Source organism: Lysinibacillus sp. UBA6686, assembly GCF_002455205.1.
In the GTDB taxonomy this organism is placed as follows: Bacteria; Bacillota; Bacilli; order Bacillales_A; family Planococcaceae; genus Lysinibacillus; species Lysinibacillus pakistanensis.
In genome coordinates this window covers 45,727-69,805 of sequence record NZ_DKJS01000067.1, presented here as the reverse complement: position 1 = coordinate 69,805, position 24,079 = coordinate 45,727, and the positions used below count along the sequence as shown (strand labels likewise).

The 24,079-nt window shown below is 37.1% G+C and carries 23 protein-coding genes and 1 pseudogene; 4 read left to right on the top strand and 20 right to left on the bottom strand.

The genetic code is table 11. The features are described 5' to 3' along the window. Positions 1-3: 3 nt before the first annotated feature. The 9 genes and pseudogenes from pxpB to B2R82_RS18050 form a co-directional block, all read right to left on the bottom strand. Positions 4-708, bottom strand: a complete 705-nt coding sequence (gene pxpB, locus B2R82_RS18090) for a 5-oxoprolinase subunit PxpB (RefSeq protein WP_286926267.1) — start codon at positions 706-708, stop codon at positions 4-6. Then, positions 692-1,306 (bottom strand): pyroglutamyl-peptidase I, encoded by a 615-nt coding sequence (locus tag B2R82_RS18085; protein ID WP_283871740.1) that lies wholly within the window; start codon positions 1,304-1,306, stop codon positions 692-694. The genes pxpB and B2R82_RS18085 overlap by 17 nt, the downstream gene beginning before the upstream one ends. Before the next feature lie 9 nt (positions 1,307-1,315). Then, positions 1,316-4,138, bottom strand: coding sequence for a M14 family metallopeptidase (locus tag B2R82_RS18080; RefSeq protein ID WP_286926266.1), 2,823 nt, complete (start codon positions 4,136-4,138; stop codon positions 1,316-1,318). Between the two features lie 8 nt (positions 4,139-4,146). Then, on the bottom strand, positions 4,147-5,049 hold the full coding sequence (locus B2R82_RS18075) for an ABC transporter permease (RefSeq protein WP_286926265.1): 903 nt from the start codon (positions 5,047-5,049) through the stop codon (positions 4,147-4,149). A gap of 4 nt (positions 5,050-5,053) precedes the next feature. Then, positions 5,054-5,983 carry a nickel ABC transporter permease gene (nikB, locus tag B2R82_RS18070; RefSeq protein ID WP_286926264.1) on the bottom strand — a complete coding sequence of 310 codons (930 nt, stop codon included), beginning with the start codon at positions 5,981-5,983 and terminating at the stop codon, positions 5,054-5,056. A 121-nt stretch (positions 5,984-6,104) separates the two neighbouring features. Continuing rightward, positions 6,105-7,685: an ABC transporter substrate-binding protein gene (locus tag B2R82_RS18065; RefSeq protein ID WP_286926263.1), complete on the bottom strand. Its 1,581-nt coding sequence runs from the start codon at positions 7,683-7,685 to the stop codon at positions 6,105-6,107. A gap of 31 nt (positions 7,686-7,716) precedes the next feature. Continuing rightward, positions 7,717-8,508 (bottom strand): IclR family transcriptional regulator, encoded by a 792-nt coding sequence (locus B2R82_RS18060; RefSeq protein ID WP_286926262.1) that lies wholly within the window; start codon positions 8,506-8,508, stop codon positions 7,717-7,719. Further along, complete coding sequence (locus B2R82_RS18055) at positions 8,505-9,488, bottom strand: ABC transporter ATP-binding protein (RefSeq protein WP_286926261.1); 984 nt, start codon at positions 9,486-9,488, stop codon at positions 8,505-8,507. The genes B2R82_RS18060 and B2R82_RS18055 overlap by 4 nt, the downstream gene beginning before the upstream one ends. Beyond that, positions 9,427-10,481, bottom strand: a pseudogene (locus tag B2R82_RS18050) (ABC transporter ATP-binding protein). The gene B2R82_RS18055 and the pseudogene B2R82_RS18050 overlap by 62 nt, the downstream one beginning before the upstream one ends. Before the next feature lie 691 nt (positions 10,482-11,172). Between B2R82_RS18050 and B2R82_RS18045 the strand changes: the two are divergent. From B2R82_RS18045 to B2R82_RS18030, 4 genes are all read left to right on the top strand, one after another. Continuing rightward, complete coding sequence (locus B2R82_RS18045; RefSeq protein ID WP_054770406.1) at positions 11,173-11,631, top strand: chemotaxis protein CheX; 459 nt, start codon at positions 11,173-11,175, stop codon at positions 11,629-11,631. A gap of 346 nt (positions 11,632-11,977) precedes the next feature. Further along, complete coding sequence (locus B2R82_RS18040) at positions 11,978-12,100, top strand: hypothetical protein (protein ID WP_009370491.1); 123 nt, start codon at positions 11,978-11,980, stop codon at positions 12,098-12,100. 24 nt (positions 12,101-12,124) lie between these two features. Then, a complete protein-coding gene (locus tag B2R82_RS18035) occupies positions 12,125-12,619 on the top strand; it encodes a cytochrome B5 (protein ID WP_286926259.1) in 495 nt (164 codons plus the stop codon). 106 nt (positions 12,620-12,725) lie between these two features. Then, positions 12,726-14,333, top strand: a complete 1,608-nt coding sequence (locus B2R82_RS18030; protein ID WP_286926287.1) for a b(o/a)3-type cytochrome-c oxidase subunit 1 — start codon at positions 12,726-12,728, stop codon at positions 14,331-14,333. A 41-nt stretch (positions 14,334-14,374) separates the two neighbouring features. Here the strand turns inward: B2R82_RS18030 and B2R82_RS18025 are convergent, their stop codons facing one another. The 11 genes from B2R82_RS18025 to eutL all read right to left on the bottom strand — a co-directional run bounded on the left by B2R82_RS18025 (position 14,375) and on the right by eutL (position 24,068). Then, positions 14,375-15,871, bottom strand: a complete 1,497-nt coding sequence (locus tag B2R82_RS18025; protein ID WP_286926258.1) for a carboxypeptidase M32 — start codon at positions 15,869-15,871, stop codon at positions 14,375-14,377. A 132-nt stretch (positions 15,872-16,003) separates the two neighbouring features. After that, on the bottom strand, positions 16,004-17,008 hold the full coding sequence (locus B2R82_RS18020; protein WP_286926257.1) for a serine hydrolase domain-containing protein: 1,005 nt from the start codon (positions 17,006-17,008) through the stop codon (positions 16,004-16,006). Between the two features lie 12 nt (positions 17,009-17,020). Beyond that, entirely contained in the window at positions 17,021-17,845 is an 825-nt protein-coding gene (locus B2R82_RS18015) for a MerR family transcriptional regulator (protein WP_286926255.1), read from the bottom strand. 525 nt (positions 17,846-18,370) lie between these two features. Continuing rightward, complete coding sequence (mdh, locus tag B2R82_RS18010) at positions 18,371-19,315, bottom strand: malate dehydrogenase (protein ID WP_286926254.1); 945 nt, start codon at positions 19,313-19,315, stop codon at positions 18,371-18,373. Continuing rightward, positions 19,315-19,680, bottom strand: coding sequence for a BMC domain-containing protein (locus tag B2R82_RS18005; protein WP_286926253.1), 366 nt, complete (start codon positions 19,678-19,680; stop codon positions 19,315-19,317). Before B2R82_RS18005 ends, mdh begins: the two co-directional genes overlap by 1 nt. Beyond that, complete coding sequence (locus tag B2R82_RS18000; RefSeq protein ID WP_053593749.1) at positions 19,673-19,957, bottom strand: EutN/CcmL family microcompartment protein; 285 nt, start codon at positions 19,955-19,957, stop codon at positions 19,673-19,675. The genes B2R82_RS18005 and B2R82_RS18000 overlap by 8 nt, the downstream gene beginning before the upstream one ends. A gap of 36 nt (positions 19,958-19,993) precedes the next feature. Next, positions 19,994-20,863 carry a phosphate propanoyltransferase gene (locus B2R82_RS17995; RefSeq protein ID WP_286926252.1) on the bottom strand — a complete coding sequence of 290 codons (870 nt, stop codon included), beginning with the start codon at positions 20,861-20,863 and terminating at the stop codon, positions 19,994-19,996. Positions 20,864-20,875: 12 nt separating this feature from the next. Continuing rightward, complete coding sequence (locus B2R82_RS17990; protein WP_286926251.1) at positions 20,876-21,466, bottom strand: phosphate propanoyltransferase; 591 nt, start codon at positions 21,464-21,466, stop codon at positions 20,876-20,878. 150 nt (positions 21,467-21,616) lie between these two features. Then, on the bottom strand, positions 21,617-21,895 hold the full coding sequence (locus B2R82_RS17985) for a BMC domain-containing protein (protein WP_004269321.1): 279 nt from the start codon (positions 21,893-21,895) through the stop codon (positions 21,617-21,619). A 16-nt stretch (positions 21,896-21,911) separates the two neighbouring features. Beyond that, positions 21,912-23,402, bottom strand: coding sequence for an aldehyde dehydrogenase family protein (locus tag B2R82_RS17980; RefSeq protein WP_286926250.1), 1,491 nt, complete (start codon positions 23,400-23,402; stop codon positions 21,912-21,914). 15 nt (positions 23,403-23,417) lie between these two features. Further along, positions 23,418-24,068: an ethanolamine utilization microcompartment protein EutL gene (gene eutL, locus B2R82_RS17975; RefSeq protein ID WP_286926249.1), complete on the bottom strand. Its 651-nt coding sequence runs from the start codon at positions 24,066-24,068 to the stop codon at positions 23,418-23,420. Positions 24,069-24,079: the final 11 nt, after the last annotated feature.

The window sequence follows — 24,079 nt, the reverse complement described above, 5'->3', positions numbered from 1 at the left end:
TTGCTACACTCCTTTACCTTTTATTTCATAAAACTCCTGTTTTGTTATCTCATAAAATTGGACTTGATCTCCTAGAGAAAAAATAAAAATTTCTTTCCCATGTATATCAAATAAATTGAGAGGAGTCTTACCTATAATATTCCATCCCCCTGGAGAATCAAGTGGATAAATCCCTGTCTGTAAGCCGCCTATTCCAACAGAGCTTGCGGATACAGAGCTACGTGGCTTTCTTAAACGTGGCACAAACAACGCTTTGTCTAAATCCCCTAAATAAGGAAATCCGGGTAAAAATCCAATTAAATAGACACTATATGATTTAGACATGTGTATTTTTTTTATGTCCTCAAACGATAAACCTGTATAATTCATCACACAATCCATATCCAAAGCAAATTCCTCATCATAGCAAATCGGAATTTGCAATTTGCGACTTATTACTTCATTATCTTTAGTAGCAACTTGCATGATAAGCCATTGCTTTTGTAAAAAATTAATATCTATCGAATCTTTCGTTTGCTTAAGATAGGCTGTAACCGTATGATAGCTAGCGACACTTTCAATAAGGTTTTGTTGTAGATGTTTTTTCAAAAAACGGTTGAATTGTTGGACTGCCTGAAAATTTTCTTGTGATATTTCCTCCCTAAAAGCAAAACGAATTGTGTGTTGGCTAATCCACATAGTATGAGGAAAATCAATTTTTCGCTGCACGAATTGTCTCCTCAATACAGAGTTTAATGCATGTTATTAAATCCTGGATATTCCAACCTGGTATTTTACCATGTTGGATTGCCAATTCAAAAGATGCAGGAATATGGATGAATCCCGCTTTAACCCCTTCATTCTGTTTTGCATAAGCTAGTCCCTCATACATAATATTATTGCATAGATAGGTACCTGCTGTATTTGAGATTTCTGCTGGAAAGCCCTCTTTTTGTAAACGATTCACCATATTGCGAATAGGTAAATTTGTTAGATAGGCATCTGCGCCATTCTCATAAATACTTTCATCAACTGGTGTATATCCGTTATTATCTGGCTCACCATCTTTTACATTAATGGCAATTCGTTCAGGTGTAATTTTATACCGTCCACCAGCTAATCCTAAAGAAATGATCATCTGTGGTTTTACTTCATCAATATACTGTTTCAATTGATCAGCAGATTGCTGAAAATCTACCGACAATATACGTCCAACTATTTCGTAACCATGCATCTCTTTGTTACTTAGTGCTTCTACAATTTGCATGGTTGGATTAATTTTATAATCAAGAAATGGTACAAATCCTGTTAATAGTATTTTTGTCATGTTATTCACCTAAATTTCTATAGGACGTTGCTTTATTGGCCATCCATTTTTATTTTTTTTATTCACTGGTGCAGATACTATAGCTTGAATAATAGCTTGATTGAAAAGCTTATGAGCCTGAATACATGAATTTAATTCCTCATCGTATACAATTTCATCTGCCACTTCAGAAATTATATCTAGTGCCACCCATTGAGGGTAACGCAAAATACTAACAGATGAATATGTTGGTGTCACTTCCATGCTTCGGTAAAAATTTATATTAGCCATTTCTTCAATCGGATACTTTTGAGGTTCCCATTTCGTACCATATTTATAATATCGATCGCGCCAGTAGGCATTATCTTGAGCGAAGGTTGTCCCTTCAAAAATAGCATTCACTTTTTCAGCTATATGCTCTAAATTTTTAGCCTGAATCTCCTTTGTCTCACTATCTGCATAGCGACCAATTCCATATATCTTTGCGCTTGGTAACGTGTAGGAGACAGGAAATATCGGTGGGCAAGCATATCCTGCAAAAGGCTGTACCCATTCTCGTGCAGGAATTCCATGATCGTCAATCACAACATCCGGTGCCCATTTTTTTAGTATAATTGGTAAAATATTGGCCTCTCCAAATACACTTTTTTGAAATTTCACATGAGCAAATTCTAACCCTACTGCATTATATCTCGCAGCATGATGCTTCCATTTTGGATGCTCTTTTGTCAACATTTTCATAATCTCATAGCCATCTGGGTTTGCTAGAGGAATGACGATAAAATTAATTTTCTTTAATAGCTCAGGCTGCTGACGTATAACATCCTCCATTAACTCTAATATAGCGGGTGTACTAGATACTTCATTAGGATGATGTCCAGCTTCAAAAATAATAGTATGCTTTTCATTCGATTTCTTTAATCCAGAGAAATATTCACTTGTAATAGGTTCTGTAACTTCAAAAAAAGGAATCAAATTCCCTTTATAGGATAAATCGGCATAATTTATCTTAACTTCAGGAAAATTTTTGTAATTGCTCGTTAATTGATAAGCATCAATTATTTTATTTTTTAATTGCTGCTTCACAGTGACTACTTTGTGCGTAGTTCCTACATAAATATCTGCACGATCAAATTGACCAGTTTCATCAAAAACAATTCGCTTAGTTATGCAGTCTGTGCATTCTCTTTCATGCCATTGATACACCTTTACAAAACTATAAATAGGGTCATAAATATCTTCCTGCCTATGAATATATGGAATAACTCCTCCAGGTGCTTTAAATGGTCGATTAACCATTTGATTACCTAATGTAATAAAGTAATCGAGAGTATTAAAATATAAATCTTCATACAATGCCTCGAATGATGAGTTAGCTTCTTGTTTAACAGGTAGCTCTTCTTCAATTCCCGAAGAAGTAAAATCAATTTCAATTCTATCAAATAATGGAAAGAGTTGTCCTTGGTTGACATTACTTTTATCAATTGATAATTTTTTCTCCATACGTGGTAAATAATCATTAATATAATATTTATAAAAACGCTCCCGATCAGACAACACGGCTTTTTCTTGAATAATATCCTCATCTTTAAATAATCGATAGCCTGCTGTTGTTGGGTATGTTTTTTTATTGTTATCGACGTAATCTAATTCGCTAATAAGGGGATTTAGTACAGCCACTAATAAATCATCTACATAAACGCTATAAACATGCTGTTGTGTACATGAAATTTCAAATTGCACATTTTCTTTTGGTACTCCATACTGTAATTCGATTAATTCATCAATTGGATACAGTTCCATGATCCATCTATTCCGTTGTTCTAATCCTTTTTTCTTACTGCCATCCTTGCAAATAATTTTCACCTGTGTAAAGGGATTTTGAACAGAAGGGAGAACTTCCTCTAAAATCCAATATAATCCTGTTTTAAATGCAGAGCGCACTTTAATCGACTTTAATTTAGGAAATTTTTTAGACAAATCTAAACCATATCGATCGCGATTGTCCTTTGTTGCAGTCATATAAATTTCTGCATCTACTAATAGTTCTTTTTCTTCTTGAAGTGCACTAATTATATACGATGCTTCGGATTGGTCTTGCCATGATTCTTCATATAAAAGTTGCGCTTCATTAACTTGTTTTTCATTGAATTCCCAAATACCAAGTAAACCACCTTCGGAAAAATGCTTTTCTTTAGCAATCGAATGAAGAGTAGTTGGTAGACTTTCTTTCGTTCCCAAAATATGAATTGTATTTCGATCAACAAGCTCCATCCTATTTTTCGTTCCATGCTTAATGGCGATCGCTAAATGACGTTCATCCTGAGTCACTACAGGAAATGAAACCGAAGTTGAATGCAAACCTAAGCGAAGTCCAAGATAACAAATTTCTTTTAACGTAGCATGGCTCTTAATGTCTAGCTGTACATTAATTTGTACGCTTAAATGCTGTAAGGGATGTGCTTCATCCTTTTCACCTGTACCATAGGATGACCAAAGGTGACATAAGCTATTATAGTAGGTAGATGATGCTGTTTCATTACTATTCGTAATACCTTCACTGGCTAAATCCCTTAGCAAGTCTGATAATGTTTCCTCTGTTTCATAATAAACAATGAAAGTAGAATTCTTTTTCATCATGTATGTTGTATGATGCGGATAAAATATCATTGAATAGTTTTGATTGGCTGATTCAAATAAATCAAAATCAATTTCATTGGATTCTAAGCCTAATCGTACACAAAAATCAATTAACCCTAATGGTGCAAGGTGTGTAGGTAAATCTATATATAAAGATGGTTTTTTTAAGGGTTGGTCCTTATTAAATAAACTAGAATATATAGTAGTATTCACATGATCACCTAAACTTTCATATTCGGATCTAAGCGGTCTCGTAGCCAATCTCCTAATAAGTTAAACCCTAATACTGTTAACATAATCGCAATACCAGGAAATACCGAAATCCACCATGCAGATGTCATATAATTTCGACTATCCGCTAACATTCCACCCCAGGAAGGCACAGTAGGTTCAACGCCTAAACCTAAAAATGTTAAAGATGCCTCTAATAAAATGAACTCTGCGATACACATTGTCGCTAATACTAAAATAGAAGATGCAACATTCGGTAAAATATGCTTAAGAATTATTTTAAAATGAGTCCCTCCAATAGCTTTGGCAGCTTGAATGTATTCTTGCTCTTTTAATGCTAAAATTTCTCCACGGATTAATCTTGCAAAGCTAACCCAATATGTAAGTCCAAGAATAATAATAATTTTCTCAATGCCTGTACCAAAAACACTCATAATCACGATAGCTAATAGGATAAATGGTAATCCCATTTGAACTTCAGCTAATCGCATAATTAAATCATCCATCCATTTGCCAAAATAACCCGATATAATTCCTAAAAACGTGCCAAGAACCAAAGAGATTGCAACCCCACAAATACCAACTAAAAGTGAAATGCGTGCACCATAAATAATTCTACTTAATAAATCCCGACCTACTTGATCGCCCCCAAGTAGATATTGCGATTTACCTGTGTCATCTATCCACCTGGGCATATCTAGACGATGCCCTAAACTTGCTGCACCAGGATCGTATGGAGCAATATACGGTGCAAAAATGGCACAAAGTACAGAAGCTAGTACTAGTAACAATCCAATTATTCCTGTTGGGTTTTTTTTGATAAAGTTCAAAACCTTTATTATTTTGCTTTTCTTTTTTGTAGTCACTGCCACTGTCTCGATTGCCTGTGTCATTTAATTAGTCACCTCTTCCCGTTTTTATTTTTGGATTAATTAACGAATAACATAAATCAACAATTAAATTGACCAAGATCATTAATAGCGCTAAAACAATAACTCCACCTTGTACAACCGGATAGTCCCGCTGATTAATGGAATCAACAATTAAGCGGCCAATGCCTGGCCATGAAAATACTTGCTCTACAATAACTGCGCCTCCCAATAGACCTCCAAACTGCAAACCAACAAATGTCACTGTAGGTAATAAGGCATTTCTAAATGCATGTCTTATGATTACGAGCCATTCTCTAATTCCCTTAGCTCTTGCAGTTGTCACATATTGCATTTTAAGTACCTCCAGCATTGATGTACGAATTAAACGTACTAAAATACCAGATAAAATAAGACCTAATGCAATAGATGGTAAAATTAATGAACTAAACCCATCAAATCCTGATACAGGAAGCCATTTTAGCTGTACAGCAAAAATTAGAATCAACATAAACGCTAACCAGAAGTTGGGGAATGAAATACCTAGCAATGAAAAAATACGGCCAAAAATATCAACGGGTTTGCCTTTATATACAGCCGATAGAATTCCAATTGGAACAGCGATTAACAACGCAACAGCCATACCACCAAAAGCAAGTACAATGGTTGGCCAAGCTCGTTCCAACAGCAAATCTAGGACAGGGCTATTTGAGCGATAAGACGTACCGAAATCAAGCGTTATTAAGTCTTTCAAAAAAATAAAATATTGTTCCCAAATTGGTTTATCCAAGCCTAATTTAGCCGTTAACTCATCAATTGCCTGCTGTGATGGTTCACCTGCACCGAACATGATACTTACGGGATCACCTGTTAAACGAATCGAGAAAAATATTATTAATGAAACTGCAATTATCACCAATACTGTATGCGATAAACGTCTCAATATATAGGAAAGCATAATTCCATCCTCCTTACTTAAATCAATTTCGCCTTGGCGTAATTGTAGCTGCCGCTATGCTTTCGATACTGAATGAAGATAAAAGAGATAGTATGCAAGCATACTATCTCATAGTTAGTACTTACTCGACAGTAACGCCTTCAAATCTAAAACGACCATCATGCGGAGGTTGGAAATTTTTCACTCTCTTATTTACTCCGTAAATTTCCACATCTGAATATAAGTTCACTTCAGTTGCATCTTCATGTAATACTTCTGTTAACTCTTTAAAGATTTTTAAACGTTCTGTGCTATCATTAGTAGCTCGTTCCGCAGATAATAATTTCTCAACTTTATCGTTTTTATAAGACGGGTTCCAGAATTCTCCCTCGTGATACATTAAATAGGCTGTATTATCGAAATCTAAAGTCCAGCCACCCCAGCCATTTTTATACATCTGTCCTGCTTCACCTTTTGGAATTAATTCAGATTGGAAAGTTGTATTCTCCACACTATTAATGGATACTTTTAAGCCTACTTCTTCTAAATAGAAGGATACAGCTTGCGCAATCTCTTTAAATGTTCCGTCTGTACCAGGGATATAAAAATCTAAAGTTGTTCCCTCTGCAATATTTGCTTCAGCAAGAAGTTTTTTCGCCTTTTCAGGATCATATGGATATGGTTGTAAATCTTTGTTATAGCCAAAAGAAAGTTCACTTTGGAATGAGCTAATTAAGTTACCATAACCACTTAAAATTTCTTTCACAATTGTTTCCTTATCAATGGCATAGTTGATGGCTTGACGAACACGAACATCGTCTACAGGTGCTTTTGCTGTATCAAAGCGAATAGAGTATGCGGTAGGCGTTGATACATCCATTAAAGTAACGAAATCTGTGCTTTCTGCTGTCGCAGCTTGAGAAACTTCTAAGCGTGTCATAATATCAATATTTCCTGTTTGTAATTCTGCTAAGGCTGTCGCTGTTTCTGGGATAACCTTGAATGTTACTTTATCCAGTTTAATTTCGTCTTTATTCCAGTAATCCTCATAACGTTCAACAACAACTTGTTTATCACGCTGATAATCTGTCATTTTGAATGGGCCTGTACCTACAGGCTTCATATCAAAGTTCTCAGCTCCATGCTCTTCAATGTATTTTGGTGGAACAATTACGGCACCATAACCAGATAATTTTGTTAATAATACTGGGTCAATTGTGTTAAGATACATTGTTATTTCATAGTCACCATCTATTTCAACACGATCAATCGATGTATAGTTTGAATATTGTGGTCCTTTTTGACCCTCTTCACCTAGTAAACGATCAAATGTAAATTTAACCGCTTCTGCATTAAAAGGTTCCCCATCATGGAAAGTAACACCTTGACGTAATTTAAATTTAATTGTTTTATCATCTACGTATTCCCAAGATTCTGCTAACCCTGGTTGAATTTCTAAATCGAGTGAACGGCTTACTAAACCTTCAAATACTGATGTTGCAACCGTACTCCAAGCAATTAAATATGTATCGATTGGATCCCAGTTTTGCGGGTCACCCGGGACACGTACGACTAATTCATTGCCACGTGCTGTTGCTGAATTTTCTCCAGAAGCCTTTCCACTTTTTTTATTATCACCTTCTGTTGATGTTCCGCCACTACATGCTGATAATAATAGCATCATACATACAAGTAGCAATGTTATCCATTTGTGTTTCTTCATTCTGTACATCCCCTTTGTTGTATTGTTATTTTTATAAGCCATAAGGATATGGCATTGAATAACCTAATTCAGCCGAGATTGAAGCCGCTGTACTCCATAATCCCTCTAAAAAAACATCAATTTTCTCTTTAGGTAATAGTGATTCTATGCCTGCGATACTGATAGAGTATTCTACTTCTCGATTACTACCAAAAATCGGTACTGCTATTGATACGGTCCCTTCCTCTAATTCTGAAACACTGTAGGCATACCCATTAGTTTTCCCAAACTCAATATGTTCATGGATTTCCTTGTCTGTAACAGGTGTTCCACTTGCATATTTTTTACGTGGTTTCTGTAGCACATTATTTATTTTTTCCTCTGATTGGAAAGATAAAATGATACGTGAACAAGCACCTGCATATAGTGGTGCTCTTCTTCCCACTCGTGTATATAAAAGAACGGGTTTTAAGCTTTCAATTTTTTCAATGTAAAGACCATCAGTTTCATCTATCATTATTAGTTGAACTGCCAAATCAAATTTTTGCTGTAACATTTTCATATACGGCATAGCAAGCGATCGAATTTCAATAGAGTTGGATGCAATGGCTCCCAATTCTATTAATTTATTTCCCAGCAAATAATGATCACTCAGCACTAATTGACTACCACTTTGAACATAAGGACGCTTTAACACACCTAAATCTGTAAATGTCTTCAGAAATCTATGTAAAGTAGGTTTAGGAATATCTGTTACATTGGCCAGTTCATCTAAACGCCATGAAGGTTTTTCTTCAGTAAATAATGTTAAAATATTAATTCCTTTTTCTAGTGTTTTACTCATAATTTTCGCTCCATTTTCTCTTCATAAAGTAAACAGGATACGTTATGGTCATGCTTTTCACTAATACTTTTTAAAGTAGGAGGCGTCACTTTACATATCTCCATGCAATTTGGGCACCTTGTATGGAAGGTACAACCAGAAGGTGGATTTGCTGGATTCGGAACATCTCCTTTAAGCATGATTCGTTCTTTTTCTTTTGAAGGATGAGATTTTGGTAATGCTGATAGTAATGCTTTTGTATAGGGATGTTTTGGATTATTAAATAATTCATGCTTGTCCGCTACTTCCACTATCTTTCCTAGATACATCACCCCAATGCGATCACAAAAGTGATGGACTACACTTAAATCATGTGAAATGAAAATATATGTAAGATTCATTTCCTTTTTCAAATCTTTCATAATGTTCAATACCTGTGATTGAATAGACACATCAAGAGCAGAAACAGGCTCATCTGCTACAATGAGTTTAGGATTTGTCACTAGTGCCCTCGCAATCCCAATACGCTGTCTTTGACCACCTGAAAACTCATGAGGATAACGCTCTAGTTGCTTTTGTGTCAATCCCACTTGCGCAGCTACTTCATAAACACGTTGTTTTCTTTCTTCCTTTGTACCAATCTTAAAATTAACCAAAGGCTCTTCAATAATTTTAAAAACCTTCATTCGAGGATTAAGAGAAGCAAATGGGTCTTGGAAAATAATTTGCATATCACGTCGCTTTTGGCGCACCTTTTTGTGACTAAGGGTTGCAATATTTTCCCCATTCAGCAAGATTTCACCCTCTGTTGGTGTTAATAACTGAATGAGTGTTTTTCCCATAGTGGACTTACCACAACCTGATTCACCAACTATCCCAAGAACCTCACCTTCATTTACAGTGAATGAAACATCATCTACCGCTTTTAAATAATCCACCTTAGATCCTTTTAATGGGAAATATTTCTTTAGGTGCTTTACTTCTAATAATGGACTGGCCATTTACATTCCCCCTTCTAAATCAACATTCTCTTTCTCATATAACCAGCATTGTACTTTTGTGCCAATATTAGTTGTAAATAAACTCGGTTTATTTCTGCATTTATCTGTTGCAAACTCGCATCGATCGAAAAATCTACAACCCGAGGGCATATCCGCTGGTGCTGGTACTACTCCATCGATTGATGGTAGGTATTCTTGTTCTACCTCAATATCTGGTAATGAGTTTAAAAGACCCTTCGTGTAAGGATGAAGTGGATGATTAAACAAATTCAGAACTGTTGCCTCTTCAACAACTTCTCCAGCATACATAACAATCACTCGTTCGCAAACCTCAGCTACAACCCCAAGATCATGGGTAATTAAAATAATAGACATTTGGAGTTTCTCTTGAAGATCTTTCATCAACTCCAGAATTTGAGCCTGTATAGTCACATCCAATGCGGTAGTAGGTTCATCAGCAATTAATATTTCTGGTCCACAAGCCAATGCCATGGCAATCATAACTCGCTGACGCATCCCTCCTGATAATTGATGAGGATATTCATTAACTACTCTCTCTGGACGAGGAATTCCAACAAGTCGAAGCATGTCAATAGCACGTTCATGTGCTTCTTTTTTAGAAATATTTTCATGGCTGAGAATCATTTCAACTATTTGTGAACCAACTTTGTAAACTGGATTCAATGAACTCATCGGCTCCTGAAAAATCATTGAAATTTTTTTTCCACGTATTTTTCGCCAATCTTTTTTTGATTTTTTGTTTATTTGAGCTTGATCTATGTATATATCTCCATTTTGCCAATCGACACCAGGAGGTAACAATCCCATTAGTGATAGTGATGTCATGCTTTTGCCGCAACCTGATTCACCAACAATTCCTAAAGTTTTACCTTTTTCAAGTTGTAATGATATGCCGTTGACAATGGTAATTTCCTTTTTATCTTGTTTAAAACCTATTTTCAAATCTTTTACTTCCAAAATATTTACGCCCATTTTTGACCCCCGTTCCAAAATATGAAAAGCGATTTCATTTTTTAAAATGTTACAGAAAAATTTTCATAATTTCAATAGATTTCAGAAAAAAATAAATATTTGTTTTAGTTAAATTATTCTATCAAAACAAAATAATCTTCTCTCATTTGTAATTTTTTTGTGAAAATCTTAATCAGGTTCGTTTTCTTTCCTGCTAGTCATTGGTTCAACTTCTACCTAATTTCTTTTTTGGTTGAATGTTGAGGCGGGCGTATTTTAACTGATTTTTACTTTTGGTACAGATAAATTAATAACTGTTTAAAAGAAAGTATTAATAAATTTTTTCCATAAAAAAAGAGTATGACTCAACAAACTACATTGAGATCATACTCTTTTTAAAAATGAGCTAAACATATAGCGTTTTTATTATTTTAAATGTACAGTCGCCTGTTTCATGACGTATTTTCCTACTCCAACATAGATTACCACTACAGCTCCAATAAATACGAAAGTCATTGCTGACCGCTCCTTTTAAATAAAAATTTTGAATTAAAAACAACGTTTTGAAATGAAAAAAGCACTAATTGATTGAATTTGAAAATCATTCTCATTAATATAATATAAATTTCCCTTTAATTCGTCAAGACATACTTTCATCTTACCCTTTTAACATGGTAAGATGTAGAAAAGTCGGAAAAAGGATGCGGTAATGATGAGTAATTCGAAGTACTTTCAAACTATTTTAAACGGGACAATTCATGCTTTAAAATCAATTCTACCCATGGATATTGAAGTGAAAACGCCAAGTATTATTTCAGAACCTTTCCAACAGCAGCAAATGGGCGTATTAATTGGCTTAATTGGAGATTTAAAGGGCCGTGTCATCATTGATTCCTCTCCTGAAATATTTAGTGGCATCGGTAATACGATGTTCGGAATGCCGCTTGAGGGAGAAATGTTAGAATCCTTCACAGGGGAATTTGGTAATATGATTGCAGGTAATTTATGTACTACTGTAGGAAAAGAAAGCTTAGAAATTGATATTACACCTCCAACTGTGATGGTTGGCAATACAAAATTGTACGGGTTCGAAAAAGCGTTTGTACTCCCTGTTACAATTCCTAGCATTGGTGCACTAACAGTTCTATTAACAATTGAGGAAGAAGCGTAGAATTTAAGAATCTTCAACTGGTCCAAATGATATATCCTATGCTACTGTGTCGAGCATTTATGAATACGTTCTGCGCTTTGCATTCGTTGCATCTAAAGGCTTACACAAAATTTTAATTAGTAAAATTTCTTGAAAAATAAGTAGTTTTGATAAAAATAACGCCAAACTCTATACACCAGAAGCTATCTCAATGACTTTTGAGATAGCTTCTTTTTTATTTAAGCTTATATTTCACACTTTTTTCACATAATCCCCTCCATTGTGTGATTTTTTTCACATCTAAAAAAGATTTATTTTTATATTATGGCAATAAGAAAGATCACTATAAAGCGGAGGAGGAGCAGAAATGGCAAATAAAAAGAAATCCGACGAGAATTTGAAAGGGTCACTCTATGCAGTATTTGGAGTAGGCATCATTATTATCTTGCTTTGGGTGTACTGCTTCGATTTGTTCATCGGACGTTTTTAATCTACTAAGAAAGGACAGAGACATATGCACATACATAAGTATGAGAAGTATTGGCTTGTGTTTGGAGTCACTACTTTAGTAGCATTCCTAATTATTCTCGGCATCGGCGCATTCCATCAAGGTTCCCATCCGAACAACGGTAAAAAAACACTAGATTATGAGAAGGTAAAGGAATTTGCGCCTTTTGATAATCCAGGTGTTCATAAAGTGGAAGGTAAAGATTGGGATTATGAGGTTGTTGTTTTAGCTTCTGCATTTTATTACAACCCTCCTGTCATTGAAGTTCCACTTGGAGCAAAAGTTAAATTTATCGCAACAAGTGAAGATGTGATGCATGGCTTTGAGGTTGCAGGTACAAATATTAATATGATGCTTGAGCCTGGTTATATTTCTGAATATGTAACAAAAGTAAAAGAAGTAGGCGAGTTTTTAATTGTATGTAATGAGTATTGTGGTACTGGACATACAATGATGCACTCTATGCTAAAGGTGGTGGATCCAAATGAGTCTCAACAGTAATTTGACAATGGATCGGCAGTTAAGAGATAAACAACTAGATCTCCATACCCAAACGAGTCTCAACAGTAATTTGACAAAAGTGGATCGTCGTGATGCAAAGCTAGCAATGGCACATATTTACGTGGCTTTTATCGCATTATTATTAGGTGGTCTTGCAGGATTATTACAGGTTTTCGTACGCTCTGGTCAATTTACATTGCCAGCGGGCATAGGCTATTATCAAATTTTAACTGTACATGGAGTATTACTCGGTCTTATTTTAACAACATTCTTTATTTATGGTTTCCAGATTGCTAGTGTTAGCCGTACTTCAGGGACATTTTCAGCTAGTCAACGACGCCTAGGCTGGATCGGATTTTGGTTAATGACCATTGGCACAGCCGCTGCTGCTGCAATGGTTTTACTGAACAAAGCAACTGTTTTATATACATTTTATGCTCCACTTAAAGCTCATTGGATTTTCTATTTAGGCCTGACATTAGTCGTGGTTGGTTCTTGGGTTGGCGGCGCAGGTCAAATTTTACGATATGTACAATGGCGGAAAGAGAACAAAGGAAGCGGACAACGTAGCCCATTATTATCATTTATGGTTGTTGTAAATAATTTAATGTGGTTCGTGGCAACATTAGGCGTTGCTGTTTCTGTTCTATTCCAGCTACTTCCATGGTCCTTAGGTTTTATCGAACGTGTTGATGTAGCATTATCACGTACATTATTCTGGTACTTTGGTCATGCTCTTGTATACTTCTGGTTATTACCAGCTTATATGATTTGGTATGTCATCCTCCCAAAAGTTATTGGTGGGAAAATTTTCTCAGATTCATTAGCACGACTTTCATTTATGTTATTTTTAATCTTCTCTGTTCCAGTTGGGATTCATCACCAATTAACAGAACCAGGGATTGATGGAACATGGAAGTTTATTCAGGTGGTTTTAACATTTGCGGTAATCGTACCATCCTTAATGACAGCCTTCTCTATGTTTGCCATGTTCGAATTACGTGGCCGTGAATTAGGTGGTAGAGGGCTTTTTGGTTGGTTTAAAAAATTACCATGGAAGGATGCTCGCTTCTTTGTACCATTTATCGGTATGGTGTCATTTATTCCTGGTGGCGCAGGTGGTATAGTAAATGCTTCTTACCAAATGAACCAATTAATTCATAATACAATTTGGGTGACGGGACATTTCCATTTAACGATTGCAACAGCCGTTGTTTTAACTTATTTTAGTGCTGCCTTTTGGTTAATACCGCATTTAACAGGTCGTACACTCACAAAATCATTAAATAACCTCAGTAATTTTGCAGGAATTTTATGGGCTGTTGGTATGACAATTATGTCTGGAGCAATGCATATTGCAGGTTTGATTGGGGCACCCCGTCGCTCAGATTACTCAGAATATGGTGGTGCTCAGCAAGCCTATGATTGGATTCCATATCAAATTGCGCAAGCTGTAGGTGGAACTATTCTCTTTATCGCGATACTAGTGATTATTTATATCGTTGTTAAATTAGCTTGGTTTGCACCTAAGGGTGAGGAAGAATTCCCAGTCGGTGACGTACATGAACAAAGTGGCCCAACACCAGCTATTTTAGAGAATTTTAAAGTATGGGTTGTTATTTTAGTCGCATTAATTTTATTTGCTTACACAGTTCCAATTATCGATATTATTTCAAATTCACCACCAGGCTCAAAAGGCTATCAGTTATGGTAAGAAAAAAGCGATTTCTCTGTATTCGAGAAATCGCTTTTTCTTTAAAGTTTATATAATGTTGTGTACTTGTCTTGTAGATAGTTTGCTAAATAGTTGGCATTTAAGGTCTCCCCTGTCGCCTCTTGCAGTAATTCAAACGGCTTTTTCAAAGCACCATATTGATGGACCTTATCTGTTAGCCATTCTCGAATTGGAAGGAGCTCCCCCTTTTCCAGCAGCTCGTCAAAGTTTGGAATATCTTTATCCATGGCATGCTTCCATTGTGCAGCATAAATCATTCCTAAGGCATAGGATGGGAAATAGCCAAACATGCCTCCAGACCAATGCATATCTTGTAATACCCCTTGTGCATCTGTCTCAGGTCGGATACCTAAATACTCTTCGTACTTATCATTCCATACTTGCGGGAGATCCTTTGCCTGCAAATCGCCATTAAATAAATCACGTTCGATTTCATAGCGAATCATAATATGTAATGGATATGTCAGTTCATCCGCTTCAATACGAATTAAGGATGGCTCCACCATATTAATGGCACGTAGGAAATCAGCCAATGCTACATCCCCAAACTGTGCTGCTGAAAAGTGCTGTAATCTTTCGTAGTTATGCTCCCAGAACTTTTCATTTCTACCGACAAAGTTTTCATAAAATAATGATTGGGATTCATGAATTCCCATTGATGTACCGGTTGCTAACGGCAAACCATCCAGCTTTTCATCAATATTTTGCTCATACATCGCATGACCACACTCATGAATGGTACCGAAAATCGCTGAGCGGAAATCGTTTTCATCATATTTTGTGGTAATTCGATTATCACCATGATTTAAGCCAATCATAAATGGATGTACACTTTCATCTAAACGTCCTGCATCAAAATCATAGCCAAGCTGTGCTAGCATTTCTAGTGATAATGCACGTTGTAACTCACGAGGAAAGTGCTTAAATAATACGCTTGTCTCTGGTTTATTGGGTGAAGCTGCGATTTTTTGTACAAGTGACATAATTGTTTGACGTAATTCACCAAAGACATGATCTAACACATCTGTCGTCATATCTGGTTCATATAAATCTAGCAGGGTATTATATGGGGAGCCATTTTTTATACCCCAATAGCCAATAAATTTCTTCTGCCAGCTTATGATTTGTTCTAGATAAGGTAGAAATAATGCGAAATTATCAGTTGCCTTTGCTTCTTCCCAAGCGGTTTCTGCTTTTGATTGAAGAATAACGTATTCCTTATATTCATTTGGTGGTATTTTCTTATTTTGATCGTATTTTTTACGCACTTCCTCTACTAAACGTAGGGTTACGAAATCAAGATCAGCCTTTTTTGACTCTAGTGTATTCAATAAGTCTCCTAATTCTTCACTAGTTTCCATATCAAATAAGGAGGCTGATAATGTTCCAACTACCTCTGAGCGTTGTGCTAATCCTTTTTTTGGCGCACCTGTACGCATGTCCCAATAAATCACATTCAGTGCTTCCTCATAATGCTTCATTTTCTTCACATAGTCTGTAAATTGTTGTACAGTCATGCTATCATCCTCCTTTTTACGCTATTAGTTTATCATATTTTCGAAAATTTTGTATATTATGGACTTTGTGGAAGTATAAGAAACAAAGCCCAATCCGTTTTTCGAAAAGGACCTTAATGGAATGTGAACCATTTAGTCATGCATCATAGGAAGTATATGTTCTTTAATAAAGATCCATCTATCCTTTGGCTGCAACATAAATTCTGATGCAATGGCAACCACCATATTCAGCTGAGGTATACAACAAATTATATTTCCTCCATCCCCTATTGCAGAATAAGTAAAGAGGTCAGCATCTTCTCTTAGCCACCATAAAAAGCCATAATTGTTTGGGTTCCTCTTCGTTGAATCTGTTATCCAATTCTTCGAAAGAATTCTGTTATTCCCCCATGTGCCATTGTTTATATAAAGATAACCGAAACGTGCCATATCACGTGTTGTAAGGGTTAACCCCCACCCTCCTGTAGAAATACCGTTTGGATCATGCACCCATCCTTTCACGTTTTTTCCGAATAAATCATCAAACTCATAGGACCCCATTTGAAAATCAGGTATTTCTTTCATACCAAGTGGTTTAAACAAATGCTCATTTGCAAAAGCTCGAGTACTTTTGCCTGTGCTTCGCGTTATAATAGCAGAAAGTAAATGGGCTCCAGCAGTAGAATATTTAAAAGTACCTAAATCTCCCTCATTCCCCATACTATCAAGGATATACGTTACCCAATCCTGTTGTTGGCATAGAACATCAAGTGGCTCATGCCAGTCCTCAAAGGGATAGGGTACTGTCATTGTAAGAAGATGGCGAATCGTAATATGTTGTTTGTACGAATCTACAGCATTATATTCAGGAAAAAAATCCAGCACCTTCTGTTCAGTGCTTTGAATATATCCTGCCTCAATTGCAATACCGATAAGAGCAGATATGATACTTTTTGTAACAGATGCTACATGCTGCATATCATCTGGTCCTTTATCATTAAAATATTTTTCATAGGCTAAATAGCCATCTCTAACAATCACAAGACCATTTATATTGCTATAGTCATTTTTTATAATTGATTCAAGCTTTGAAAGCTTATCACTGTTCACTCTGACGATTTCCGGCTCAATCCTTTGCCAATTAATGGTTTTTCGCATAATGACCTCCAATTATTTTTTCTTTATGGGAAAATACACCTCTGTCACATAATTCTCAGGGCTCTTTGTTTGATTTGGGTCTGTTAGATATACTTCATATGGTGGCTGTATTAATTCATAGCCCTCATGATCTATCCACTTCATCAAATTAGCATATACAGAAGTTAATTCTGGATAAGCTCCCTTTATGATTGATTTGGCACAAAGTCTACCCGGTAAATCTCTCGACCCATTTACAACCTCTTTAATTGGAATAGCAAACTCTGTATCATTGCCAGCAGGATTATAGTCAGGACTATGATAAATCGTCATTGGCTTACCAAGTAATGTAAGTTTTTTCGTCGCAATCTTTTCATATAGCTCATTAAAATACCTGCCATATCCAATCGCATAATCATCACTTCTCATCATTAGTCGCTTAAATAAAATATTCATCGGCTCTGTTTCTACAAGCTGTACTTCAATATCATCAAGATATGACATGATTGGTACGCCCTTTTCTAGGTCTGAAATATCATGATTTAGTTGCTGTAAAAGATATTCAAACGCCTTTAGTTTTTCCTGTATTTCATTCCTTTTGCGATGAAGAGTAATACAAAGCTTTTCTTCGGACTGATCCTCCTCTAACTCCAAAATTGTTTTAATTTCTTCTAGCGAAAAATGATAGGATTTTAATCGGTTGATAAAAAGCATTCTTTTTAATTGCTTAATCGAATAATATCGATACCCATTTTCAGTGTTGATCCCATCAGGTTTAATCAACCCAATCTCATCGTAATATCGAAGGGTTTTTGTAGAAACACCACATATTTTCGAAAATTCCCCAATTGACAGCACAACATCACCTCACTCCATTCATTTATACACCTTCCCCTTAGGGCAAAGTCAATCAAGATTTATGAGTATAGCAATCGTTCTATCCATCACTTTTATGATTCTATCCGTCAGTTTTCTTTTTCTATCCACCACTTTAACTATTCTATCCAAAACAAAAGAAGCTCTCCTCATTCAAAAGAGAGCTTCCTATTCTATATAAATTCGGGGAATTTTTACTAGCTTTCAAGTGTAATGTTCGGTTTCCAATCAAACATTTTAGCATCAATTACGCCCCAGCATTAATTGCGTCCGGATTTTTTCGAGCTCGCTCGAAAAGCTCCTCTTCAAAATCCGCGACATCCGCCAGGGGCATTGTCTTGATTCAGTGAGTGTTTGTATGCACCCATTGAATAGGAAAAAAATTGCATCCATCTCGCCACCTATAGAGGTGTATTTTGCTGAATCAAGATAAAAATTTATATCGATATATATTGGGGATCTATATATCCATAAGGTAGCATTTAATAGGGTCTCTGACCTCCCTAATTAAATGTTTTGACAGATGGTTAATACCTGTTGTACGGCCTCTGCTGATTGATGGAGTGCCGTTTTTTCTTCATTTGTCAGGTGTAATTCAATGACAGATTCAATGCCATTGCCACCTAATATTGTCGGTACCCCTAAAAATAAATCGTGGTACCCGTATTCTCCTTCTAATAGAGCAATTGACGGAATGATTTTACGTTGATCCTTCATAATAATTTCGGCCATCTGTGCACATGCAGCAGCTGGTGCGTAATAAGCACTACCATTCCCTAGCAACCCAACGATTTCTCCGCCGCCTTTTCGTGTGCGTTCCACGATTTGCTGGAGTCTGGCTTGTGGAATTAGTTTTTCTAATGGAATACCACCAGCATAGGAATAGCGAATCAATGGCACCATTTCATCTCCATGGCCACCTAATACGAAGCCTGAAACATCCTCTGGGGCAATTTGAAGCTCTTGCGCGATAAAAGTGTTAAAACGTGCTGTATCTAATACACCTGACTGACCGATGATTCGATTTTTGGGGAAGCCTGTTTCTTTATAACAGACATATGTCATCGCATCAACAGGGTTACTCAATACAAGGACGATACTGTTAGGTGCAAAGTGCTTAATTTGTCTTGATACTTGTTGAATAATTTTTGCATTCGTAGTGACTAAATCATCACGACTCATGCCTGGTTTACGAGGGATACCTGCTGTAATTATGACAATATCAGCACCAGCAATATCCTCGTAATTGCTTGTCCCTTTAATGGACACATTAAATTTTTCAATGGGACCTGTTTGTAATAAATCCAACGCCTTTCCCTTTGTTGGATTTTCTGCATCTGGAATATCTAGCAGGATCACATCACCTAGCTCTTTTTGTGCTAAAAATAGACTTAATGTTGCGCCAGTATGACCAGCTCCAATAACAGCTATTTTACTTTTACGAAATGCCATTATGCTTCACCTCGATTATCTGTCGCATGTGTGGCTTCGGTTGTTTTTTTAGCACGTGTTGTAGGTGTAGAAGCCGGCTTTTTCTTCGGTGCCTCTGGTCCTTTAATCATTTGAAAAACATCTTCATCAGGTCTCGGAATTACATGAGCACCTAATAATTCTCCAACGCGTCTGGCTGCCTCTTTTCCAACCTCAACTGCTGCCTGTACAGAGCCAACATCGCCCTTCACGACAACTGTAACAATCCCACCATCAACAAATTCTTGCTTTACAATAGTGACATCAGAAGCCTTTATCATCGCATCGGCTGCTTCATAAGAACCAACTAATCCTTTAGTTTCGATCATTCCAATTGCGCTACTCATTTTCCTCACCTCGCATCACTTCAGTAGAATCAATAATACCTATGACAACTGCATCGATTGGTAACGGATTTTCTTTCATAATATAGCGTGATGATCCGCCACTTGTAATGAGCACATCATCACCGATACCCGCTCCTATTCGATCAGCTGCAACAATTTCTGTGCGAATCGGCTGTTGATTGGAGTCTATCGGTTGAATGATTAGAAGTTTTAAACCATTCAGCCCCTCCTCCTTACGTGTTGCCCATACACTGCCTATCACTCTTCCCATTTGCATGAACTTCACCCTCTTTATGCTACACAGATTGTCTTCTTACTCTGAACGGATTGTTAATGTTTTATTTAACTCTCGCAACTTATCATAAGCCAATGCAGTCACAATGGTTTTCTTTGGTACGACAATTTCTTGTGCATCTATTTCTAACACTTCTATTTGTGAAAGTAGCTTTTTGTCATAATGATAGACGGATGGTTGCTCTACCTTCTGTACGGCTGAAGACTGCTCTTTCACAGGTTTAGGCTGCTCATTTACTTGATGATGAACGATTTCAGCAAGTGTTCCTTGTTGAATTAAACCTGCATTGGCTTCATCTGTATCAATATGCATCTCTAATCGATAACGCTCTGACACACGGATGACCACATTCGATAAAATAATTGGGCGAATACCTTCTACCTTGATTTGTACAGCCTGTCCATCTATTACATTGAATCTCGCACTATCCGTAGGGGACATATGAATATGTGCCTGTGCAATAATAAGACCTTCATTTAACACAACACTTCCCTTTGGACCAATCAATGTAACAGGACTAGAGCCTTGTATATCTCCTGAAATTCTTAATGGAGGTTTGAGCCCTAATTTCATGGCATCTGTCCAGCTCACTTCTACCTGCGATAATGAACGAGCAGGACCGAGAATACGTACACGCTCAATCGATCCTTTTGGACCTGCAACCACGATTGTTTCCTCCGCAGCGAATTGCCCTGGCTGTGAAAGTTCAAATTTAGGTGTTAGCTGATAATTTTCACCAAATAGCTGTTCCACCTCTGCTTGCGCAAGATGAACATGACGTGCGGATACACCAATCGGAATTTTACCGTCATGTGGAGGGGAAGATTGATTTTTTAAAACTTGTTGCAGAACTTCTTCCACAATTTTTTGCACTAAATTTTCTTGCATCTTGCCTCCTCCTTACGATAATACTTTTACTAATTTTCCCTGTGCCTGCTGTTCAATAAAACCAGCATTTGCTTCGTCTGTATCAATATGCATTTCAAGACTAAAGTCATTTGAAACGCGTACGACAACACCACGGAATGTAACAGGTCGATCACTGACTACTTCCACAGAAACTAATTCATTATTTTGTACTTCCAATGCTTTAGCATCTTCTTCAGTCATATGAATATGTGCTTGAGCAATGATAACACCTTGTTGAATAACTAACTCTTTATCTTGGTGAATTATTTTGATGCCTGCAGAGTTGTCAATATCACCTGATTGTCTTAAAGGAGGTGTTACACCTAGCTTCATTGCATCTGTTCGGCTTACTTCCAATTGTGTTGCTGGTCTTACTGGACCCAGTACACGGACATTATGAATAATGCCTTTAGGTCCCTCAATCGAGACACGCTCTTTCGCAGCAAATTGCCCTGGCTGTGATAGGTCAAATTCCTTTGTCAGTGTTGCATTTGGACCAAAAAGCACTTGTAAATCCGCTTCACTTAGATGGATATGACGAGCCGAAACGGCCACTGGAAATGTTTTTGTCGCTGTTGTCACATTAGCCACCTCTATATCTAGTTATAGTTTCGTAACATTACAGGACGAGAGCTGTCCTTTGTTTTGATCAGCTCTCATCCTGATCAATTTCACCTTGGCGTGCTGTCGCTTCGCTTTCGCACAGTAACAAATTGCTGAATGAAGATAAAATTAAGCTTCAGCTTTTGGTAAAATCATTTCTAATTCGTGGTGTGGACGTGGGATTACATGTACTGATAATAGCTCTCCTACACGTTGAGCTGCTGCTGCACCTGCATCTGTTGCTGCTTTTACTGCACCTACATCTCCTCGTACTAGAACTGTTACGATACCGCCACCAACATGTACTTTTCCTACTAAGTTAACGCTTGCCGCCTTTACCATTGCGTCTGCTGCTTCAATTGCTCCTACTAAACCTTTTGTTTCTACCATTCCTAATGCTGTACTCATTTGTCATTCCTCCAAATTATTTATTTTGTAATGTGATTTGTTTTAATACCTGATCAACGATTTGTTGAACCATTGTTGTATCGAGAGCAGGCTCTTGTGATACAACCGACTCGACAAAGGACTGTACTTCAAACTCTGGTTTTGGCACTTCTACATCTTTAATGCCATAAGCCATACGTTTGATATTTAAAAGATGTCTTGCTGTAATGTTATCCGACGTGATATTTCCGCCAAATGTACCACAGCCTAATGTAAATGATGGTGCTAATCCTGTTGTGCCACCTACTGCGCCAATCGATGATAAAGTATTGACTACAATACGTGAGACAGGTAATTCAACAGAGAATTGTTCAGCTAATGCTGTATTTTCAGTGTGAATCGAGCATGAATGTCCACGTCCACCAATATTTAAAAGGTCAATCATGACTTGCTTCGCTTCTGTACTGTTTTCTACTATATAGAGAGCAAAGATTGGTGATAGTTTTTCAAGCGAAAACGGAATATTTTTACCAATCATCGTTTCCAACCCAACAAGTACTTTTGTATCTTCTGGTACAGTGATGCCAACTGAATCCGCTAAGCAAGTAGCTGATTTACCTACGATTTGTGGATTTACCTTTCCAGGAACAGGTGAAATCAATTTTTCCATTTTAGTTTTTTCTTCAGCATTTAATAGATAGGCACCGTTTTTCTTTAATTCCGTTTGTACTTGTTCAGCAATCACCCTATCCACAATAATGGCCTGCTCTGTTGCACAAATTGTGCCATTATCAAATGATTTACTTTGCACAAGTTGACGCACAGATTTTTGAATGTTTGCAGATTTTTCGATATACGCTGGAACATTTCCTGGTCCTACGCCATAAGCAGGTTTTCCTGAACTATAGGCAGCTTTCACTAATGCTCCGCCACCAGTCGCTAGAATTAAGTGAATATCTGGATGCTTCATTAGTTGCTGCGTAGCCTCCATTGAAGACATTGTTAAGCATTGCAACAATCCTTCTGGTGCACCTGCTTTCTCAGCAGCTACTCGGCAAACATCTAACGCCTCTTTTGTACATTTCACGGCATATGGATGTGGACTAAGCACTAAACCATTTCTTGTTTTCAATGAGATTAGCGTTTTAAAGATGGCTGTAGATGTTGGATTCGTTGTTGGCACAATACCTGCGATGACCCCAAAAGGACTCGCAATCTCTGCCACTTTTTTTATCCGATCATAGCCTACAATACCAACCGTTTTTAATTCTTTAATATCTTCATAGACATCTCGTGAAGCTACTTCATTTTTCATTTTTTTATGATTAGGGATACCCATCCCTGTTTCCTGCACAGCCATTTTTGCTAAACGGTCTGCTTCCTTAAAGGCAGCATCTGCAACAGCCTTCACAATGCTATCTACTTGCTGCTGTGAAAATTGCATGTAGGCAGCCTGTGCGGTATTAGCATGTTTAACGGCATCTCTCATTTCTTGAATTGCAAATAAATCTTTGTCTAACGTGGCCATAAAGCCGCCTCCTTTCTAAATCACTGGATTTCTAGCTATATTTTCAATAGCTTCTCTGAAAGCATTTGCCGCAGCCTCGCAAGATGATTGACTACCACTTAATAAGCCGCCACCAAAATTGGTTTCAGACGGAGGGCCAAAGAAAACCTTTAACTCTACATCTGCCGCCTTTAATGCTGCATCTAATCCAACTACTGCCTCTAGTGGCGGTGCGATTAAATAGGCAAGTGGTGTGCCAACATTTACATCCGCCAACTCGGCAAGATATGTCCCACAGCTTGCCACTGTATGGGCAAATAGGGCGTGATTTTCATTGTTATTAATCGCCTCGAAATACGTATCAAACTCAATTTTTTGTTGAATAGCATCAAGACCGCTACGAATCTCGTCAGGCGAGCTTCCAGCAATGATGCCAATCATTTCCCCTGACAATGGGCCAGATGCATGAGCTGCTCCCGCATAGAAACTTTTCGCATAGACAACATCGACATCTGCCTTTTTCGTTGCTTCATCAATGGCAACATACCCAACATCATCAATTGTCAATGTGACAAGCCCAATGCTATGGTGATAAGGCTTTAAATCTAGCTGCTCTGCTAATTCACTATTCACTCTTGGAATGGTTTGCATCGCCAAAATTTGTGCCATTATTTTTTGAGGTGTCATCTTTTGGCCCC

Bases quoted from the DNA above. Each gene is read 5' to 3' on its own strand.
- B2R82_RS18085 (WP_283871740.1), bottom strand. From the start codon at position 1,306: ATGACAAAAATACTATTAACAGGATTTGTACCATTTCTTGATTATAAA.
- B2R82_RS18075 (WP_286926265.1), bottom strand. From the start codon at position 5,049: ATGACACAGGCAATCGAGACAGTGGCAGTGACTACAAAAAAGAAAAGC.
- nikB (WP_286926264.1), bottom strand. From the start codon at position 5,983: ATGCTTTCCTATATATTGAGACGTTTATCGCATACAGTATTGGTGATA.
- B2R82_RS18065 (WP_286926263.1), bottom strand. From the start codon at position 7,685: ATGAAGAAACACAAATGGATAACATTGCTACTTGTATGTATGATGCTA.
- B2R82_RS18060 (WP_286926262.1), bottom strand. From the start codon at position 8,508: ATGAGTAAAACACTAGAAAAAGGAATTAATATTTTAACATTATTTACT.
- B2R82_RS18055 (WP_286926261.1), bottom strand. From the start codon at position 9,488: ATGGCCAGTCCATTATTAGAAGTAAAGCACCTAAAGAAATATTTCCCA.
- B2R82_RS18045 (WP_054770406.1), top strand. From the start codon at position 11,173: ATGAGTAATTCGAAGTACTTTCAAACTATTTTAAACGGGACAATTCAT.
- B2R82_RS18040 (WP_009370491.1), top strand. From the start codon at position 11,978: ATGGCAAATAAAAAGAAATCCGACGAGAATTTGAAAGGGTCACTCTAT.
- B2R82_RS18035 (WP_286926259.1), top strand. From the start codon at position 12,125: ATGCACATACATAAGTATGAGAAGTATTGGCTTGTGTTTGGAGTCACT.
- B2R82_RS18030 (WP_286926287.1), top strand. From the start codon at position 12,726: ATGGCACATATTTACGTGGCTTTTATCGCATTATTATTAGGTGGTCTT.
- B2R82_RS18025 (WP_286926258.1), bottom strand. From the start codon at position 15,871: ATGACTGTACAACAATTTACAGACTATGTGAAGAAAATGAAGCATTAT.
- B2R82_RS18020 (WP_286926257.1), bottom strand. From the start codon at position 17,008: ATGCGAAAAACCATTAATTGGCAAAGGATTGAGCCGGAAATCGTCAGA.
- mdh (WP_286926254.1), bottom strand. From the start codon at position 19,315: ATGGCATTTCGTAAAAGTAAAATAGCTGTTATTGGAGCTGGTCATACT.
- B2R82_RS18005 (WP_286926253.1), bottom strand. From the start codon at position 19,680: ATGAGTAGCGCAATTGGAATGATCGAAACTAAAGGATTAGTTGGTTCT.
- B2R82_RS18000 (WP_053593749.1), bottom strand. From the start codon at position 19,957: ATGCAAATGGGAAGAGTGATAGGCAGTGTATGGGCAACACGTAAGGAG.
- B2R82_RS17995 (WP_286926252.1), bottom strand. From the start codon at position 20,863: ATGCAAGAAAATTTAGTGCAAAAAATTGTGGAAGAAGTTCTGCAACAA.
- B2R82_RS17985 (WP_004269321.1), bottom strand. From the start codon at position 21,895: ATGAGTACAGCATTAGGAATGGTAGAAACAAAAGGTTTAGTAGGAGCA.
- B2R82_RS17980 (WP_286926250.1), bottom strand. From the start codon at position 23,402: ATGGCCACGTTAGACAAAGATTTATTTGCAATTCAAGAAATGAGAGAT.
- eutL (WP_286926249.1), bottom strand. From the start codon at position 24,068: ATGACACCTCAAAAAATAATGGCACAAATTTTGGCGATGCAAACCATT.